Annotated in this window: 18 protein-coding genes; 8 read left to right on the top strand and 10 right to left on the bottom strand. The window is 61.3% G+C overall.

Annotated features, from left to right (window positions below):
* Positions 1-205 precede the first annotated feature (205 nt).
* Complete coding sequence (locus tag ABIZ35_RS19830; protein ID WP_348221653.1) at positions 206-2,305, bottom strand: NPCBM/NEW2 domain-containing protein; 2,100 nt, start codon at positions 2,303-2,305, stop codon at positions 206-208.
* Positions 2,306-2,382: 77 nt separating this feature from the next.
* Here ABIZ35_RS19830 and ABIZ35_RS19825 point away from each other — a divergent pair, with 77 nt between their 5' ends.
* The 5 genes from ABIZ35_RS19825 to ABIZ35_RS19805 all read left to right on the top strand — a co-directional run bounded on the left by ABIZ35_RS19825 (position 2,383) and on the right by ABIZ35_RS19805 (position 8,123).
* Positions 2,383-3,129: an AraC family transcriptional regulator gene (locus tag ABIZ35_RS19825; protein ID WP_348221652.1), complete on the top strand. Its 747-nt coding sequence runs from the start codon at positions 2,383-2,385 to the stop codon at positions 3,127-3,129.
* A 46-nt stretch (positions 3,130-3,175) separates the two neighbouring features.
* Complete coding sequence (locus ABIZ35_RS19820; protein ID WP_348221651.1) at positions 3,176-3,493, top strand: hypothetical protein; 318 nt, start codon at positions 3,176-3,178, stop codon at positions 3,491-3,493.
* Between the two features lie 183 nt (positions 3,494-3,676).
* On the top strand, positions 3,677-5,872 hold the full coding sequence (locus ABIZ35_RS19815) for an ATP-binding protein (protein WP_348221650.1): 2,196 nt from the start codon (positions 3,677-3,679) through the stop codon (positions 5,870-5,872).
* Positions 5,869-6,900 (top strand): HDOD domain-containing protein, encoded by a 1,032-nt coding sequence (locus tag ABIZ35_RS19810; protein WP_348221649.1) that lies wholly within the window; start codon positions 5,869-5,871, stop codon positions 6,898-6,900. Before ABIZ35_RS19815 ends, ABIZ35_RS19810 begins: the two co-directional genes overlap by 4 nt.
* Positions 6,901-6,956: 56 nt before the next feature.
* Positions 6,957-8,123 (top strand): HD domain-containing phosphohydrolase, encoded by a 1,167-nt coding sequence (locus tag ABIZ35_RS19805; RefSeq protein WP_348221648.1) that lies wholly within the window; start codon positions 6,957-6,959, stop codon positions 8,121-8,123.
* 23 nt (positions 8,124-8,146) lie between these two features.
* Here the strand turns inward: ABIZ35_RS19805 and ABIZ35_RS19800 are convergent, their stop codons facing one another.
* The 4 genes from ABIZ35_RS19800 to ABIZ35_RS19785 form a co-directional block, all read right to left on the bottom strand.
* Positions 8,147-8,701, bottom strand: a complete 555-nt coding sequence (locus ABIZ35_RS19800) for an RNA 2'-phosphotransferase (RefSeq protein ID WP_348221647.1) — start codon at positions 8,699-8,701, stop codon at positions 8,147-8,149.
* A gap of 47 nt (positions 8,702-8,748) precedes the next feature.
* Positions 8,749-9,879 carry an HTH domain-containing protein gene (locus ABIZ35_RS19795; RefSeq protein ID WP_348221646.1) on the bottom strand — a complete coding sequence of 377 codons (1,131 nt, stop codon included), beginning with the start codon at positions 9,877-9,879 and terminating at the stop codon, positions 8,749-8,751.
* Positions 9,880-10,155: 276 nt separating this feature from the next.
* The gene (locus tag ABIZ35_RS19790; protein ID WP_348221645.1) at positions 10,156-11,346 is read right to left on the bottom strand and encodes a class I SAM-dependent rRNA methyltransferase; all 1,191 of its coding nucleotides are present in this window, start codon (positions 11,344-11,346) and stop codon (positions 10,156-10,158) included.
* A 4-nt stretch (positions 11,347-11,350) separates the two neighbouring features.
* On the bottom strand, positions 11,351-11,986 hold the full coding sequence (locus ABIZ35_RS19785; protein ID WP_348221644.1) for a GNAT family N-acetyltransferase: 636 nt from the start codon (positions 11,984-11,986) through the stop codon (positions 11,351-11,353).
* 81 nt (positions 11,987-12,067) lie between these two features.
* Between ABIZ35_RS19785 and ABIZ35_RS19780 the strand changes: the two genes are divergently transcribed.
* The 3 genes from ABIZ35_RS19780 to modB all read left to right on the top strand — a co-directional run bounded on the left by ABIZ35_RS19780 (position 12,068) and on the right by modB (position 14,200).
* Entirely contained in the window at positions 12,068-12,487 is a 420-nt protein-coding gene (locus ABIZ35_RS19780) for a TOBE domain-containing protein (RefSeq protein WP_348221643.1), read from the top strand.
* On the top strand, positions 12,477-13,247 hold the full coding sequence (gene modA / locus ABIZ35_RS19775) for a molybdate ABC transporter substrate-binding protein (RefSeq protein WP_348221642.1): 771 nt from the start codon (positions 12,477-12,479) through the stop codon (positions 13,245-13,247). The genes ABIZ35_RS19780 and modA overlap by 11 nt, the downstream gene beginning before the upstream one ends.
* A 302-nt stretch (positions 13,248-13,549) precedes the next feature.
* Positions 13,550-14,200: a molybdate ABC transporter permease subunit gene (gene modB / locus ABIZ35_RS19770; protein ID WP_348221641.1), complete on the top strand. Its 651-nt coding sequence runs from the start codon at positions 13,550-13,552 to the stop codon at positions 14,198-14,200.
* 189 nt (positions 14,201-14,389) lie between these two features.
* On the opposite strand, the gene ABIZ35_RS19765 is transcribed toward modB, so the two are convergent.
* From ABIZ35_RS19765 to ABIZ35_RS19745, 5 genes are all read right to left on the bottom strand, one after another.
* The gene (locus ABIZ35_RS19765; protein WP_348221654.1) at positions 14,390-15,037 is read right to left on the bottom strand and encodes an SGNH/GDSL hydrolase family protein; all 648 of its coding nucleotides are present in this window, start codon (positions 15,035-15,037) and stop codon (positions 14,390-14,392) included.
* Between the two features lie 141 nt (positions 15,038-15,178).
* Positions 15,179-15,622 carry a MerC domain-containing protein gene (locus ABIZ35_RS19760; RefSeq protein ID WP_348221640.1) on the bottom strand — a complete coding sequence of 148 codons (444 nt, stop codon included), beginning with the start codon at positions 15,620-15,622 and terminating at the stop codon, positions 15,179-15,181.
* Between the two features lie 4 nt (positions 15,623-15,626).
* On the bottom strand, positions 15,627-16,541 hold the full coding sequence (locus ABIZ35_RS19755; protein WP_348221639.1) for an energy transducer TonB: 915 nt from the start codon (positions 16,539-16,541) through the stop codon (positions 15,627-15,629).
* A complete protein-coding gene (locus tag ABIZ35_RS19750) occupies positions 16,531-16,959 on the bottom strand; it encodes a biopolymer transporter ExbD (protein WP_348221638.1) in 429 nt (142 codons plus the stop codon). The genes ABIZ35_RS19755 and ABIZ35_RS19750 overlap by 11 nt, the downstream gene beginning before the upstream one ends.
* The gene (locus tag ABIZ35_RS19745) at positions 16,931-17,635 is read right to left on the bottom strand and encodes a MotA/TolQ/ExbB proton channel family protein (protein WP_348221637.1); all 705 of its coding nucleotides are present in this window, start codon (positions 17,633-17,635) and stop codon (positions 16,931-16,933) included. Before ABIZ35_RS19745 ends, ABIZ35_RS19750 begins: the two co-directional genes overlap by 29 nt.
* Positions 17,636-17,766: the final 131 nt, after the last annotated feature.

Raw genomic sequence — 17,766 nt, 5'->3', positions numbered from 1 at the left:
GGTTAAAACCGCGCCTTCAAGTGCGCAGAAACCCACCTACGTGGGTTACATTATCAGGAACGGCTCCGCCCAATATGAGGCTCACATAAGCGGTTATCGCCAAGGATTATGTAGTCCGCGCAGGCGGACTTCTGCGCTTTTTAAGGCGCGGTTTTAACCGCCAGCGCCTTCCGGATCGATTGCGTCATTAAAGAATCAAAACGCATCATTCGCCAGCCTTTTTTTGTGTGGATTGCTTGCGAATCCGCAGCATCGCCGCCCCGTGCGCCGGGATGGAGAGGGGCATGGCCTCGCCGAGCGGACCCAGGTCTGCGTGCTTCCATAAGTCTCGGACGGTCCATTTCCCCGACAGATGAAGGTCGCTGGGCGTTACGGACGTGTCCTGGTCGAAATCCCCACGGTTGAAAATCCCCACTGCCTGAGAGCCGTCGGCAAGCGGCTTTGTCCAGATATCGAGGTTGTCGTGACGCGTGGTGAGTGTCGCCGCCGCGCCGGCGGCGTCTTGATTGATGGCCAGTACTTCGGGGTTTGTCAGCAGCGCGAGCGTCCACGGATCGTTGTCCGGCAGGTTGCCGCCGACCATGAGCGGCGAGGGGAGCAGGGACCAGAGCGACATGAGCGTCACCTGTTCCGCGCGGCTGAAGCGTGTTTGGCGGTCTGGATCGACGCTGCGATTGGCGACCGAGAGATGACCCAGCGGCAGCATGTCGGCGTCGGGCCAGTGTCCTGGTCCCACGGAACCCTTCCATCGCTCGGCGAGCGTGAACTCATGGTCCAGCGTCTCCCATCGATCCCAGAAATCGTTCGACACGCGCCAGAGGTTGGCGTGCGATGCGACATGAGCCGCGCTGGCGATCGGCGTCTCCCCCGGCGAAAGGCTGTAAACGATGGCGCGCCCGCATTTCTCAATCGCGCCGTCAACGGCTTCGATCTCCGCAGTATGATAGGGAAGCGAGGTGTCGTCCATCTTGATATAATCCACACCCCAGGACGCATAGAGCTTGAAGATCGAGTTGTAGTAAGCGCGCCCGGCGGGCGTGTCGCCGCGCACGCCGTACATGTCCGCAAGCCATGGGCAGTTGTCCGTGGTGTTCGCGGCGTCGGCCGCATGGAGCTTCGATCCTTCAATCGGCAGGTTCGCCTTCACGGCGTTGCGTGGGATGCCGCGCATGATATGGATGCCGAACTTCAAGCCCATCGCATGGATCTTCTCGCCCAGCACCTTGAAGCCGGCGCCGTTGGCGGCTGATGGAAACCGCGCGGCGTTCGGGATCAGACGGCCAAAAGCGTCCATATCGAGCGCTTCGCCTTCATGCCCATTCAGCGGCTGCTTGGCGGCGTCCGGTTCGTACCACCGGTAATCCACCACGACGTATTCCCAGCCGAACGGCTGCATTTCCTTCGCCAGATAGCCCGCGTTCGCCAGCACCTCAGCTTCGGCGACGCTCTGGCCGAAGCAATCGTAACTGTTCCATCCCATGGGCGGCGTCAGCGCAAGCGATTTGCCAGCGACGATCCGAATGGTTTGCTCATCGCGCCCCTCGGCGTTCGAGGCGCGCACGCGCACTCGGTAGTCGCCGGCTTTTGTAATCGATCCTGTCACTGTTCCCGTTGCGGCATTCAGTGAAAGCCCCTTTGGAAGCCCCGTCGCGGAGTAGGACAGAGGCCGCCGTCCCGTTGCCGCGATCGTCCAGACCAGCGGCGCCCCGGGCTTTGTCCCGAGGACGAACGGCGGACGGATCACCGGCGTCCCCGCAGCGGGGGCCATGGAGATTACAGGGTCGGTCGTTGTGATGGACGCAGTTTTGGGCGCCGTTCCCTGAAACGTAAACTGCGCATCGGCCCAGTCGGCGTGATCGTAGTTGAATGCGTCGCCGCCGGTGGTGACGCACAGGACAATTTGCTTTTGACCCGCGATATCGATATCAGCCTTTACGGGCGGCTGACCTTTGCGGCGAACGCCGCTGCGCCACAGGATCTTGCGCCCATCGCCAAGCACCTGAAACTCCACGCTTCCGATATCGTTCGCGATCTCATCGTCCACGCCCACGCTCGCCGTGAATTTCGTGGCTCCATTCACGTCCACCGTCAGCAGTCCGGGCGCATGTGTTCCAAAGCCATGGTCGAAGACCTGTCCGGCGAGTGTGATAGGCTTGCTGTCCACCGTCTTATCCGCCTGTGGATTTCCATAGCCTTGAGTCGCCTTGGTAAGGTCCAGCGACGACAGCCAGACGGTATCCGCGTTGGCGCATCCGAGGGTAAGGAAAACGAGGAGAACGGTGCATAAGAGTGGCGATGATTTCATAGTTGATTTCCTGCGATACGACTTGATAATTCTACTCGGACGTGCTACGATGCGCAATGCACCCCAATGGAAAATTATTGCACCAGCCTCCAATCCCTTTTCGAAATGCCGGAGTCCATATTGCCGGAGCGGGGCAGGATCACCCGTTTCATGAGGATCAGTTTTGGGAGGTCATGTATCTTCGCGGCGGACATATCGTCTGTCAGCAGGGGACGGAGCGTTTCGCGATGCATCCCGGCATGGTGATTATCCATCCGCCGCGCATACGACATGCGGACTTTGCGACTACTGCCTATCTTACCTATTATCTGTGGGTCGATTCCGATACGGCCGCATCCTGGCCGCGACTATGTTACGACGATGAGCATAAGAGTCTGGAGCGGGTCTGCCAGACTGTGCTTCAGGAATGGGGAGCACGGAACTCCGATCGCGAGCAGATGCTGTGCTTGCTCTACGACCAGATGAATCTGTTGCTGTCGCGTGAAAATCATGAGACGGCGTCTTCGGGCCAAGCGATCGTGGCGGCGGCGGAGCAGATCATGGAAACGCATTACCGAGAGAAGCTGACAGTGGGGGAGATTGCGCGTCGGATCGGCGCATCGCCGTCCTCCCTGCACGCGCACTTCGCGCGCCTGCGCGGGCAGACGCCCATGGACCGTCTGGCGAAAATCCGTCTTCGGCGCGCCCTCGCCCAGCTGCACCACACGACGCTCACCCTGGATTCGATCGCCAGTCTGTGCGGTTACCATTCGGCGAGCCATCTCAGCCGGCGTGTCAAGGCGGTGACTGGGGAAAGCCCCGGCCGCCTGCGTGTGCGCGTTTGACCTCAATCGTGGGTATATGATCCTATCGACGGATGGAGGATCGCCCATGGGTTTTGACCAATATCATGAACCGGCCAATGAATTGTCGGACGAAGTACGTACGTTCGCGCGTATGATCGCATCGCTTGGAGAAGAAGCGGAAGCGATCAACTGGTACGAGCAGAGGATTTCCGTGGAGAAAGACAAAGACGCCGCCGCTATCATGCAAAATGCGCAGTTAGAAGAGTTCAAGCACTTCGGAATGGACCTTGAGTTTTTGCTGCGCCGCAAGCCGCAATGGCGTGAGACCCTGCAAGGTATCCTGTTTAAGGACGGTGATATCGTCGATAACGGCGAGAACGCGGAAGAAAATATCGATAAGTAATTGCCCTCTCATCACAAGTAGTCCGCCGGGATATTTTATCCCGGCGTTTTTTATGCGCGCGTCGCCCCATTCCGTTTCGCACTCCATTTTCCTCGCACATCTGCCGATATATAGACCGTAAGTCAAAATTTTGACGCTGTCTTTCCTGGTGTTTATGGGAGAGGTCGGCCGACAGGCGGTCTCATGCGGCGGATACAGTTTGGAGATATGATTGCGCCAGGCGGCGTGATGCGGAAATATTGGTGGGGGCTGCCCTGCCTGGTCTTCTTGGCGTCCGGGTCGGTCGCGGCGGGCCTCTGGCTGGTCGTCGCGCATCAAAACCGTATCCGGTTCGCGGATGACAACCAGCGCACGGTTGTCAGCGCGCAGCGTGAGATTGCAACTCGACTTCAGGCGCGTTTGCGGAATTTTTCCGCATTTGCGGCGCGCTGGGAGCAATGGGGTGAACCGACGTCCGCCGAGTGGCGGTTCGACGCGCGACTGTATGAAAACAACTATCCCGAGTGCCGCTCGATTGTACTGACGGATCGCGATGCGCGGGTGCGACAATCCTTAGAGCAGTCACCTGGCAGCGACCCTACTCGAACGCCAGGGCGGGTTCTCTTTTCCCATCTGACAACGTCGGAGCGGAGCGACCTCTTGACGGCGACAAATTTGGGAACGCCGATCGTCCTGCCTTGTCGCGAGCATGGACTCGATCACCCATCGCTGCAAGTGGTTCTGCCGCTGTCGCATCAGAGACGGTTCGAAGGGTACTTTGTCGCCTGCTTCGACACCAATCTTGAAATCCAGTCCGTTTCTCAGCATCTGGCCCCTGGCTGCGATCTTGCCGTGTACGCCGGAAATGAGGAGATTTTTCATCGTGGGGAGCGCGCGCCGACCCGCGCACAGGCGGAGTGGATGCAGGAGGCGACGGCTCCGTACGGCGGCCAGATCCTGCGGACGCGTCTCTGGCCGAGCGCGAGCAGGGCCGACGCGGTGACGAGCAGTTATGCGCCGCTGGCGTTTGCTGCGGGAGCCGGGGTCTCCCTTCTGCTGGCGTGGCTGGCCGCGCTGGCGCTTGCGAACCGGCGCCGCGCCGACGAAAGCACGCAGACCAATCGAGAGCTTCAGCAGCAGATCGCCGAAAGGCTGCTTGCCGAGGAAGAGCTTCAGCGCATCACCGCCGAAACGGAAGTGATCTTTGCATCCATTCCGTCACTTCTGATTGGGGTGGATTCCGATGGCGTTGTCACCACGTGGAACGCCACGGCCTGTCGCACCTTTGGGATCGTCTCCGCAGACGCCCTGGGAGAGCCGCTGGAGCGCTGCGGCGTATCGTGGCGCTGGGAGCAGATCGCGGAAGCGGTGAGCAAGTGCCGCGAGATTGGCGAGACATGCTCTCTCGAACATGTCCACTTCAAGCGTGTCGATGGAAGTGAAGGCGTCCTTCAACTCCGAATTACGCCGATCCAGTTTCCGGGAGGCGGATCGCATGATGGGCTGCTGATCCTGGGAACGGATATCACCGAACAGCAGATTTTAGAGACCCAGCTGGCGCAGTCCCAGAAATTGGAGTCCATCGGGCAGTTGGCGGCGGGCATCGCCCATGAGATCAATACGCCGATCCAATACGTGGGAGACAATACTCGGTTTCTGGGCGATGCGTTCCGGGATCTCAAAGGGATGGTCGATTGCTACGAGCAGCTGCTCGATATCGCTGAGACCGCCGGCGCGCCAGCCGCGCGGCTGGAGCAGGCGAAGAAAGCGCTCGCCGACGCCGACGCTCCTTATCTGATGATGGAAATTCCGACGGCGATCGCGCAGTCTCTCGAAGGCGTGGAGCGTGTCGCCCATCTGGTGCGCGCCATGAAGGATTTCTCGCATCCCGGCTCCACGGAGAAAACGCCGGTCGATATCAATCGAACGATCGACAGTACGGTCACGGTCGCCCGCAACGAGTGGAAATATGTCGCCGAAATGACGCTGGATCTCGATCCCGACCTGCCGCTGGTCTCTTGCCTGCCTGGGGAGCTGAACCAGGTCATTCTGAATATGGTTGTTAATGCGGCGCACGCCATTGGCGATGTGGTCGGGTCCAATGGAGACAAGGGCGAAATTCGAATCCGCACGATACGGGACGGCGACTGGGTGGAAATCCGGATCGCGGATACGGGGAGTGGTATGAGTGAAGAAGTCAAGAACCGGGTATTCGATCCGTTCTTTACGACCAAGGAAGTCGGGCGGGGCACCGGACAAGGGCTGTCCATCTCCCGAGCGGTCATTATCGAGCGCCACGGCGGAACGATCAACGTGGAGACGGCGCTAGGCGAGGGAACGGCTTTTTCCATCCGTCTTCCGATCGGCGACAGTCAGAATCATCAATCGGAGGCGGCATGAAACGCGAAATTTTATTTGTGGACGATGAGCCCAATGTGCTCCAGGGATTGCAGCGGATGCTGCGCCCATTGCGCGATGTGTGGAGCGTTCAGTTTGCTGAGGGTGGCGCCGCCGCTCTGAAGATGATGGCGGAACACCGCTTCGATGTGGTTGTCTCCGACATGCGTATGCCCGGTATGAGCGGTTCGCAGCTGCTCAGCGCCGTCCGCGACCGGCATCCGGAGGTCATTCGGATCATCCTGTCGGGACAGTCCGAGAAAGAATTTATCCTGGAGGCCGTCACCGCCGCCCATCAGTTTCTTTCGAAACCGTGCGAGGCGGAAGTGATCAAGGCGACGATTACGCGGGCTTGTCTGCTGCGCGATGGCGTGAGCAGCCCTGGCGCCCAGGCCGTGGCCTCCAGTCTCAAGTCGCTGCCGGTCAATCCCGTCGTTTACGCCGAACTGTGTGAACAACTGACGTCGGACGGCGCGCCCTTGCAAAAGGTGGGACAGACGGTCGCCGGATGTCTGGGCATGAGCGCCAAGGTGCTTCAACTCGTCAATTCCGCGTTCTTCGGCCTGCCGCGTATTGTTTGCAGCCCCGCCGAAGCCGTCGTCCTGCTGGGAGCCGACACAATGAAATCTCTGACACTGAGCTGTCAGGTCTTCGAGCCTTATGCGGGCGATTCCCAGGAAATGGCCTGGCGTGACGCGCTCTGGGCGAGCAGTCGGGACGGCGCCGCGCGCGCCGAAGCGCGCGCGCAGGCCAAGGGGCTGGACGCGCGCGCCGTACAGGCCGCCGTGACGGCGGAACTGCTCCGCGACTGCGGCAAACTTGTCCTTGCCTCCCAAATGCCGGAGGCGTATGCGCAAGTCCGCGAACGGGCGCCGCTTCTGGGATGGAGCGCCGCCGAGCGGGAAGTCTTCGGCGCCACGCACGGTGAAGTCGGTGGTTACCTACTCGGTCTTTGGGGACTCCCTCCCGCAGTCGTCGATGCGGTGATCGCGCACTCCGCCCAGGACGCCCTGCTTGCGTGCGCGGCGTAAAAAGCTATTCTTCTCGCTCAAAACGCCCAAATTAAGATTAACGGAACTTAGCGACCATGCCTGATAAAGTTTTATTTGTAGACGATGATCCCGCGATCCTGACCGCTTACCAGCGCGCCCTGCACAAGCATGTTCAGGTGGATATTGCGTCGGGCGGCGCCGAAGGTCTGGAAAAAATTAAGACATGCGGCCCGTACAGCGTCGTTGTCACGGATATCCAGATGCCCGTCATGGGAGGGATTGAGTTTCTGACGCGAACCAACGAGATCGCTCCGGACACGGTCCGCATGGTTCTGACCGGCAACGCCGGATTGAAAAGCGTCATGGATGCTCTGGAGCACGGGAGCATCTTCCGCTACCTGACCAAACCCGTCCCTCCGGACAACATGCTCGCATCCCTCGAAGCGGGCGTCAAGCAGTACAATCTACAAGTCGCGGAGCGCGATCTTTTGGAGAAGACGCTTCAGGGCAGCATCAAGGTGATGCTGGATATCCTGTCGACCGTCAATCCGGAAATCTTCGGCCGCGCGCAGGCGCTGAAGGCCAGCATGCGCCAGCTGGCGATCGCTCTGGGGCAGGACCAGCTCTGGCGCTTTGAACTGGGCGCCATGCTGGCGCAGATCGGGATGGTGACGATCCCGCCGACCACGCTTTATAAAGTGCGTAAGGGGCAGGCGCTTGGACCGATCGAGGAAGGGCTCCTGAAACGTTCCCCCGAGATCAGTCATGGCCTGATTGTCAACATCCCCCGCCTGGAGGCGGTCGCGAAGATCGTTTTGTATCAGAACAAGAATTTTGATGGAACTGGGTTTCCGGACAACAAGATTTCAGGGGCAGAGATCCCTCTTGGAGCGCGCATGCTGCGCGTCCTGACGGATCTGGCGGAGCTCGAATCGGGAAGTCTCTCTCAAGCGGGCGCGTACATCATGATGCGTAAGCGCGCGGGATATTACGATCCGAAAATCCTCGACGCCGCCGCCGCCTGCTTCAGCGCCGGCGCCATCGTCCCCACAAGTGCTGTCCAAACACTCACCGTCGCGGTCAAGGATCTGCGCATGGGACAAAAGCTCGCCACGGATGTCGTCTCGGCCGAGGGCGCCAGCCTTGTGTGCGCGGGAACGCGCCTGACGGCTCTGGCGCTGGAGAAGATCCGCAACGCCGCCGAATTGACGGGACTCCAGGGGCCGATCAGTATCGAGCGCGAAGGCCGCTCCTCATCGTAAGAGGCGCGCTTTGACCGCGAAGATCACGCCTCGCCGAAGTCGATAAATTCCCGTGGAACCAGATCCGCGAGGTACAGTCTCGGCTCAGGATTGTAAAACTTCACTCCTGCGGTGTGGGCCTCCCCGGCGCGCACGGTAAGGATCACCGGCCGCGCATCGTGCCGTGCGCCAACGATCCGCGCCTGCTCGATCTCGCTCGACAGATGCACATACTGCCGGTTCATCGGCCGCAGTCCCTCCGATCGAATCGCATCCAAAACGCGCCGCGATGTCCCATGATATAAAATGTCCGGCGGCAGGATCGGCTCATACGAGACCGCCTCCGCGACCGAATGTCCATACCGCGCCCGGATCTTATCCCCAACAATCTCATACCGCTGCTTGTCCGAATCCCGAACGACTTCCCGGATCTGTTCTTCCGTCACCCGCGCCCACCGGCCAAGCGTCCGCATGCCGGCGATCAGATCTGCCAGCAGGACGAAGCCCTCGGGGTCGAGCGTGAGGTGATACTTTTCGGGCCGGTGGCGGAGGACGAGAGAGAGATGCTTGCTGAGCTCTTTTTGTTCTTGATATGTCATATATACACAATGTCGATTTTGGGGTGTGGGTTGGTAAAGAGACGGGCCTACCCCTTCAGCTCATAAAGCGTACAGGGGATCTGCCGCACTCCGACTTCATACTGCATCAAAAGCGACACCAGACGCTCACCCTCCAGCAGACCGACTGGCACCGCGTTCGGGCGCTGGGCTTCCTGGGTGGCGGCGGCGCCAAAGCCGCCGGTGGTGATGACGAGGCCCTGTTCGTGGGTGCCGAGGGAGCCGCGCAGGCTTTGGACGATTGTGGCGCTGAGGTCTTTTTTGTCGCGCACGACGCGCACCAGCATGCCGATACGGACGGACCCGGCGATGACGAGGGTTCCGCGCAGGTCGAGATGCTCCTCGGAAAGGCGCTTGTCGAGGGCGACGTTTTCGAAGCCCATCTCCACGAGCAGCGCGGCGATGAGGTTTTCGAAGTCCGGGCGCGGCATCTCGTCGAGCTTTGTCTGCAATTGCTGTGAAATCAGCAAATTGTGCTCGGTGATCTGGGATTGCAGCCCCGCGCCTTCCCAGGCGCTCAGGCCCACCATGCCGCGGCCGTGCTTGCTGAAGCGCGGCGGGTCGCCCTGCAAGTGCTGTCGGTCGATTTCGGTAAGGATCTGCGCGTACATCGTCGCTTCGGGAGTTTGGTCCTGCGTGTTGATCAGGCCCAAGCGCCTTGCTTCAGCGGTGATGGTCTGATAGTGCATGGCTGTTTTGCCGGGCGACTGCTCCAAAACTTTTTCGGCGGCGTCGGTGAAGGCGAGAAACGGAGACGGCGGCGTCGATTCAGTGTCGTCCAGGTCGTCATCTCCGAAAATCGAATCTTCGATGATTGGCTTGCGGCGCGTGGCGCGCCGGGTCTGCGGCGTCTTGCCGACATCGGCGAGGTATAGCACGGGCGCCACCGTTTGGGCTGTTTCCGTCCGCGCGCTCTCGTGCGAATACTCCGGCAGGTCCCACTTGCGCAGCGCAAAAATCCCGCGTCCGGTGCGCTGGAACCGCGATGTCTGCGGGTTCTTCTTGATATCCACGGCAATGCGCGCATGCAGGGTCTGATCCGGGGTCTTGCCCGGACTGTCCCAGAGATTCGCCGCCACCACGCGGCGATGGATCTCAAAAATATGCAGCGGTTCACCCGATTCGCCGAGCACCTGCTCCACGGCGTCCAATACTTTCACGTTCGGTCCGTTCTCCCTAATCTACCGCCAAAGTTCAACTTGCGAATCCAGCCAGCGCTCTCCCTACAGCCGCCTGTATGACCCACCCCGGCGCTTCGCGCCACCCCTCCCTTGAAGCAGGGAAGGGTTGGAAAGAGATTCTCGGACGAAAGTCGCTCTCGATAACAAAATCCTAATTACCCGTCCCTGCTTCAAGGGAGGGGTCGGCCGAAGGCCGGGGGTGGGTCATACAGGGTGAGGCGCCCGTAGCAACGGCTTGGATAGAACGGGCCGTTCCTAATCTACCGCCAAAATCAAACACTTCAAATACTCGCTCTCGGGGGCGGAGAGCAGCACGGGGTGGTCGGCCGGCTGGCCGCGCTGGGCAATCAGACGGAGGCTGCGGCCGGCGTCGGCGGCGGAGCTTTCCACGATCTCGCGGAATTCCGCCGTGCTCAGGTGATGCGAGCAGGAGCAGGTGACCAGAACCCCGTTGGGGCGCAGGCAGTGCAGCGCGGTGCGGTTGATCTCGTTGTAGCCCCGAATGGCGCCGTCGCGGCTGGCGCGGTTCTTGGTGAAGGCGGGCGGGTCCAGTACGATCATGTCAAACTTATCGGCGAACCGATCGCGGGCTCGCAAATAATCGAACACGTTCTCCGCAACGATCTCGTGTGGAACGTCGAGACCATTGCGCTCCCACTGCTGGGCGTTCACGGCGTTAAATGGAACGCTGCTTTCGACATCGATCACGCTTTTTGCGCCGAGACGAGCGGCGCGCAGGCTGAACAGGCCGGTGTAAGAGAAGCAGTTGAGGACCGTGCGGCCGACGGCTTCGCGGGCGGCGGCGCGCTGGTTGTCGATCTGATCGAGGAAGAGTCCGGTCTTGCCGCCGGTCTTGATGTCCGCAAGTAGGATGGAGCCGTCATGCTCGAACTCGACGATGTCTGGAGGCGCTTCGCCCCAGATCACGCCGGTCTGCATTTCCAGGCCTTCGAGTTTTCGCACGTTGCTGTCCGAACGCTCGTAGACGCCGCGCACGCCGGTAATCTCGGCGATGGCGGTGACGAGCGCTTCGCGCCAGGGCTCCAGGCCCAGGGCGAGGAACTGCGCGACGGCGTAGTCTTTGTAAATATCCACGACCAGGCCGGGAATGCCGTCGGACTCGCCATGGATCAATCGATAGGCGGGGGGGGCGCCGCCGTCGGCGGCGTAGCGTGCGGCCCGGTAATCGAACGCGGCTTGAACCCGGGCGCGCCAGAAGGCGTCATCGACCGGAACGTTCTTGCGCGTCAAATATCGAACGGCGATCTTGCTCTGGCTATTGAGATAGCCCACACCGAGCGTCTTTCCGCGCGCGTCCAGAACGCGCACCAGACCGCCGTTGGTGAAGCCCGCTCCTGGGCCGGCGCCGACTTCATTATCGTAGATCCAGGGGTGGGTGAGACGGTCCGGCCGCTGGGGTTTCAACTTGATCGTGGGAATTGCCATTTGCCTATTGTACCTGATCGGGCGACGCCTTCCCGGAATCGGAGAGACGAGCGCTGGATGGTTTCCCGGAATCGGGGAGAAGCACGCCGGACGGCTTCCACGCGCGGTGATCCAGCGCGTAGATCAGCATGGGACGCAGATCGCCGTAGCGCAGGCCGGCGGCGTACTCGGCCCACAGTGAGCGCGGACGCAGCGTCAGGCCCGCCTTCTCCATCACGCGCCGCGATCCGATGTTGCCGGTGAAGCATTCGCCGTAGATCTGGGTGATCCCGAGCGTCCCAAACGCGTAGTCCACCAGCGCCTTCGCGGTCTCCGTGCCGTAGCCCTGGCCCCAGTACGATTTGCCCAGTGTCCAGCCGACGCGTGCGCCCTGCCGCCGTATTCCCGTCGCGCCCAGGACACAGGTGCCGATCAGCGCGCCGTCCTCGCGCCGGATCAGCGCCAGCCCAAAGAACGTCCGCACCGCCTGCGCCGCATGCTCGATCGAGACCTGGACAAATCGGCGCGTATAGCGCTCCGTACCCTGGCCGGGCAGCATATAGCGCTGGACATCCGAATCGGCGTGAAGGCGGTGGACCGCCTCCCAGTCCTCCAGGCGCAGATCGCGCAGCAGCAGTCGCGGGGTCGTGAGAGTGAACATTTGAACATTCATTGTCGCATAAAATCTCGGTAAGTACAAGCATTCGTCCTCGGGTATACTTTACCCAGACTGTCTATCACCATGAGTATCAAATTGACCCGCGCCCAGGTGGCGCAAATGCTGCAAATCACGCCCAAAACCCTCGCTCAGTGGGAGAAATCGGGACGGATTCCCATGGCCGAACGGGACTGGCGCGGCTGGCGTCTTTACGACGAGGAAGCTGTCGCGCGCATCCGGCAGGTGCTGGGGAATGCGCCGCTCGAAAGCGCTCGGAGCGCCGAGCCGGCGCCGGAGGTGCGCATCAGCGCGCGCAATCAATTGCACGGGGTGGTGAAATCGATCGACGGCGACGGTGTGTTATGTGAGGTGACGATCGAATTGCCGGGCGGTCAGGAGATCGTCTCGGTGATCACGCGTTCGTCCGTGGAGCGTCTGGGCCTGAATGTCGGGGTAACAGCGTTTGCATTGATCAAATCGACGGAGGTGCTTCTTGCGCGTTAAGTATGTCGGTATGGCGGCGATACTGGGGCTGCTCTTGGCGGCGGGCGCCGCGCGGGCGCAGGATTTGCATGTCGCAGCGGCGGCGAACCTGCAGAAAGTGTTTACCCAGGCGATCATCCCGGCGTTCGAAAAGCAGCAAAAGACCAAGGTCGTGGTCACGTTCGGGTCGACCAAGCTGCTGGCGAAGCAAGTCGAGCAGGGCCTTCCCGCCGACGTCTTCGTCTCTGCGGATACCTCGACCGTCGATTCGCTTGTGAAAAGCGGGGTGCTGGTCGCAGGCACGCAGGCGACCTACGCCGTCGGTCGCCTCGTGATCTGGTCCCGCGCGGACGCGCCGAACCATCCCACGAAGATCCAGGATCTCAGCGATCCGAAGTACGCCAAGATCGCCATCGCCAATCCTGACCTCGCACCCTACGGCGCGGCGGCGAAACTCTCTTTGACCAATACTTACACGACGGTCACGGGCCGTCTGGTGCAGGCGGAGAACATTGGACAGGCATTACAATACGCCCAAAGCGGCAACGCCGACGTCGCGCTGACGGCCCTTTCGCTGGTGATCGACGATAAGAAGAACCCTTACGTCATTGTTCCCGACTGGCTGCACTCACCCATCGCTCAGAGCGCGGCGCTGGTGAAGAAAAACAATATCCATCCAAAAGCGCGCGCCTTTCTGGCGTTTTTGGTGTCGCCGGCGGCGAAGCCGATTTGGAAGAAGTATGGGTATCTGACGCCGAGTGTGGTGAAGGTGAAGAAGTAATTACGACGCAGCGTCATGAAAAAGTCGGACGTGCGATACGAGTAGCGTCGCGTAAGCATTATGAACACGACCAGTGTTAAATTTCGAAGGCCAAAGAAGCCGGCGGTTGAAACCGCGCCTGCAAGAGCGCAGAAACCCGCCTGCGCGGGTTACATATTTGATGACGGGCATATTAATGATACCGTTAAGGACGATGTAGTCCACGCAGGTGGACTTCTGCGCAATTGCAGGCGCGGTTTCAACCGCCGGCTTCTTTCCGCCTGGAAGACTACCAATTCCATTCACAATCGCGGGGCGTACTAATGGACTGGTCCCCCTTCTGGCTCTCCCTACGCGTCGCCGGCCTCGCCACGATCTTCACCATCCTGCTCGGCTCCCTCATCGCCTGGCCGCTCGCTCGCGCCCGGTTCTGGGGACGGGAGCTCGCCATCGGCGTGGTGAACCTGCCGCTGGTGCTGCCGCCGACGGTGCTGGGGTATGCGCTGCTGGTCGGTTTAGGGCGCCGGAGTGCGTTGGGGGGATGGTATGAGCATCTGACAGGGCATTCGCTGGTGTTCACCTGGGAAGGGGCGGCGGTGGCGGCGTGCATCGCGAGCCTGCCGCTGTTTGTCAGTCAGGCGCGCGTGGCGCTGGCGGCGGTGGAGGCGGACGTCGTCGGCGCGGCGCGCACCGACGGCGCGTCGGGATGGCCGCTGGTCCGGTTTATCTTCATCCCTCTTGCCTGGCCCGGCTTCCTCGCCGGAACAACCCTTGCCTTCGCCCGCGCACTCGGCGACTTCGGCGCCACGCTGATGGTGGCGGGAGACACGCCGGGTGTCACCCAGACGATGCCGCTCGCCATCTACGACGCCGTTCTCGTGGGGGATGACGCGAAGGTGAAGGCGTTCGTGCTGCTGAGTACGGGATTGTGTTTAGGGGTCAGCCTGCTGGCGGCGCGGCTGGGGCGGAATTAAGCCCTCACCCTCGTTCCCTCTCCCGGAGGAGAGGGATGTCCAAGGGGCGAAGCCAAAACGTGGTTCTCGTAACCCTGAGACGAAAAACAATCGGCCCAAACGAATTGAGCGCCTAGTGCGCAGCAACGTTTGGGCCTTGATCTTTGGACATCCCTCTCCTCCGGGAGAGGGAACGAAGGTGAGGGCCGATCACCACTCAAAATCCACCGCATTCAGAAATGCGCGGGCGATCGCCATATGTCCCATCTTGTTTGGGTGGACACGGTCCCAGCAGATGGTGGCGGAGTAGATGTGGCTGAGGATGCTGTCAAAGGCCGCCTGGGTGTCCACGAGGACACTGTCGTGGGTGAGGGCGAGGCGCTTGACGACTTCGCCGTAACGGTCCATCTGGGCGCGCATGGCGTCGTCGCGGTTGGCCTCGATGTAAAAAGGCGTCATCAGAATCACGACGGCGCCGGACGATTTGGTCCGGGCGATCAGATCGTTGAGGGTGGCCTCGTACTCTTCGATGTAAACATGGGAGTCGACCTGCTTGGGCGAATCGAACTGACGCCAGACATCGTTGGTCCCGATCATAATCGAGACGAAGTCCGGCTGGAGGTCGATCACGTCGGCCTGCCAGCGGCGCTTGAGGTCGCGGACGGTATTGCCGCTCGTGCCCTTATTGATGATTCGGATCGGATGGTAGGGATAGGTGGCGCCAAGAAGCGCGTCGACCAGGGCGACATATCCATGTCCCAGCGCATCGCCGTTGCCTTCGCCCGCCGGCTGCGCGCGGCCCGCGTCCGTGATGGAGTCGCCGATCATGACCAGTGTGCTGTTCTTCGTCAAACGCATCGTGTTGTTGCTCTCGCTTTGCATATTGGCAAGGCGCTCGCCTGCTCCCTTGCTTTGATTTCAAGATTCGACGCGCGCCCGCGAATTCCTGCTTAATACGAGATTACAACTGTCCCACAGCCGCCCAATATGGGCTTCGTCTTAACAATCAGCACTCATGCTTGGATCGTTTGCCCGGCATTCACGGCAGGATCGGCACAGTTTTCGATTGACAAAGTGAGCGGCGGCGACGGCGAATCCTCCCATGACCACTCCGACGACACCGGCCGTTTCGAAACGCCGCTCTTCCAGGATTCGCCCCATGACCAGGGCTGTCAGTCCTAGGGACAGGATAAGCAGAGCGCGCCGCTTTCGGTGCTCTCGGTAACCCAGACACAGACTACTCGAACCCAGCAAGGCCGACAAACCGAGCATCGCCCATTCCAGGCGGTTATCCGCGAAAAAATCGCGCGCCAGCAGCGGGAGCAGGGTGATGACGATCGGCATAAGCGCGCAATGAACCGCGCAGGCGAGGGACGCCGTCGCCCCGGCTTTGTCTAAATCGATCCGTAACAAAGACGACTTGATTGTCGCTTTCTCAATCATCGCGTTACTCCACCTCGAACTCGAATTTGAACAGCTGTGTGCTGTGGATGGGGACGCCGTTTTGCAGCGCGGGCTTCCAGCGCCATCGCTTGAGGGCGCTGAGCACTCGTTTATCGATCTCCGCGTTGCCGGACGACGTGCGCAGGGTCGGCGTGAAGCTGCCGTCGGGCTCGATCTCCACCCGCACGCGAACGAAGGACTTGAACGTATCCTGTTTCAACTCATCGGGGATCTCCGGCTTATCTTGATTGGTCGGCTCGGCGTCCTTGGTTGGGCCTGCCGGGGGCGCTGGCTTGGGCGGGTCCGGTTTCGGCGGATCCGGCTGTGGCGTGGGCTTGGTCGGGACAGGTTTGGGCGGCTCGGGCTGAGGCGGCGTTGGCGCGGGCGTTGGGGTAACCGGCGGCTCGGTATGGGCGTTTCCTGCGTTTTGATTGTGCAGGGGAACCCCAATATTGGCGCTGCCGCCCGCGAGCGCCGTGTGATCCCGCGGGGTGGACACCGTCCGGTCCGGACGCGCCGTTAGCACGCGATTGTGCGCGGCAGGGGGCGGCGCATGATGCGTCGGCTGCTGCGTGGGATGAGGCGTCACGACGGGCGGCGGAGTGTGCGTCACATGGACAGGCGGCGGCGATATGCGCGCGATCGGTTTCGGCGGCGTTCGCTTGGGAGGAACGATTGCGGGCTTCGGTGGTTTGGGACGCGGCGCCATTGGCTTTGGCGGGGCGACGAGCGCGATCTCCACAACACTGGGCGCGGATATGGCGTGCGGAAGGATACGCGCCGCCTGCCACCAGACCAGGCCATTGATGGCGACCGACGCCGCGACGGCCCAGCCGAGCCGCCGGGCCGACCGGTCTTCCGCAAGACCCTCGGACACAGTCCGCTCCCGAGTCGGCGGTTCCAGCGTGCTAGGAGCCATGGCCTGCCTCCGGATCGGTTGCGATGGAGAAGCGGCTGATACCGACCTTGCGCGCCTGATCGATGCAGCCGACGACGAGGCCGTGCGGAACGGTGAGGTCGGCGTTGATCACGACGGATGCTGTATTCAGATCCGCCTGCGGGCCGGCCTTCGCCAGCAGAGCCGCGCCGAGCTGGGACATCGCCACGGGCGTCTTGTTGAGATAGACTTGCTTGTTCTTATCGATCGTCACCGTCAGATCGTTCGCCTGCTGCTTGCTTGCGCTCGTCGCTTTCGGCAGGTTCACGGGCAGTCCGTTCAGGCGTGTGAGCGCGAGCGACGAGAGCATAAAGAAGACCAGCAGAAAGAAGATCGTGTCGATCATCGGGATGATCTCGATCTTGGTGCGCTTAAGCTCGCGGCGTCGCTTGAATTCCATGGGTGTCCTCTTTCATGGGAGCGTCGCCGTTCAGGCCCACGTGTTCGGCGTGTGATTGATGGCGCCGCTCGACCAGAACGTTGATCAGCTTGGTCGCCGCCTGTTCCGTCTCGGCGGTCACCGTTCGCAGGCGCGCAGCGAAGTAGTTATAAGCGACGAAGCAGACGACGGCGATGACCAAACCCGTCGCCGTCGCGTACAGCGCCTCGCTGACGCCGCCCAGCACCGCGTCGCTGCTGCCGCTATGCTGCTGCGCCGCGATGGCGTTGAATGCGCCGATCATGCCGAGGATCGTCCCCAGCAGGCCCATCAAGGGCGCGATCGTCGTCGCCGTGTCCAGCACCGGCAGAAACCGTTCGAGACGGATAAAGTAATCCTGACCGGTCTCCTCCACCACACGCTCCACTTCCCGCACCGGCTGATGCGCGTGCTTTAGCACGACGGTGAGACACGCCGCCACCGGCCCGCGCCTGCCCTCGCAGGCTTGCAGCGCTTCCGTATCCTTGCCCGCGCGGCAGAGCGACATCGTTTTGTCGAGAAGTCCCGGCGCCGTGTCGCCAAACTGGCTGAACGCCGCGATCCGCTCGCCGATCACCGCCAGAGCGGCGATGGAGAGCAGCAGCAGCGGAACCATGATGAACCCGCCCGCGTGAATAAAGTGTAGTATTTTGTCCATGATATTGCTTTCTTGAAGATGGCCGGCAGGCCCTCTCGTTATCTATCCTTGGCCTGCTCGTGGCCCGACCCTGAGTGACCTACCCCGGCGCTTCGCGCCACCCCTCCCTTGAAGCAGGGAAGGGTTGGAAA

Source organism: Capsulimonas sp. (assembly GCF_039929585.1).
Classification (GTDB): Bacteria; Armatimonadota; Armatimonadia; order Armatimonadales; family Capsulimonadaceae; genus Capsulimonas.
This window is presented reverse-complemented; position numbering and strand designations above follow the sequence as displayed.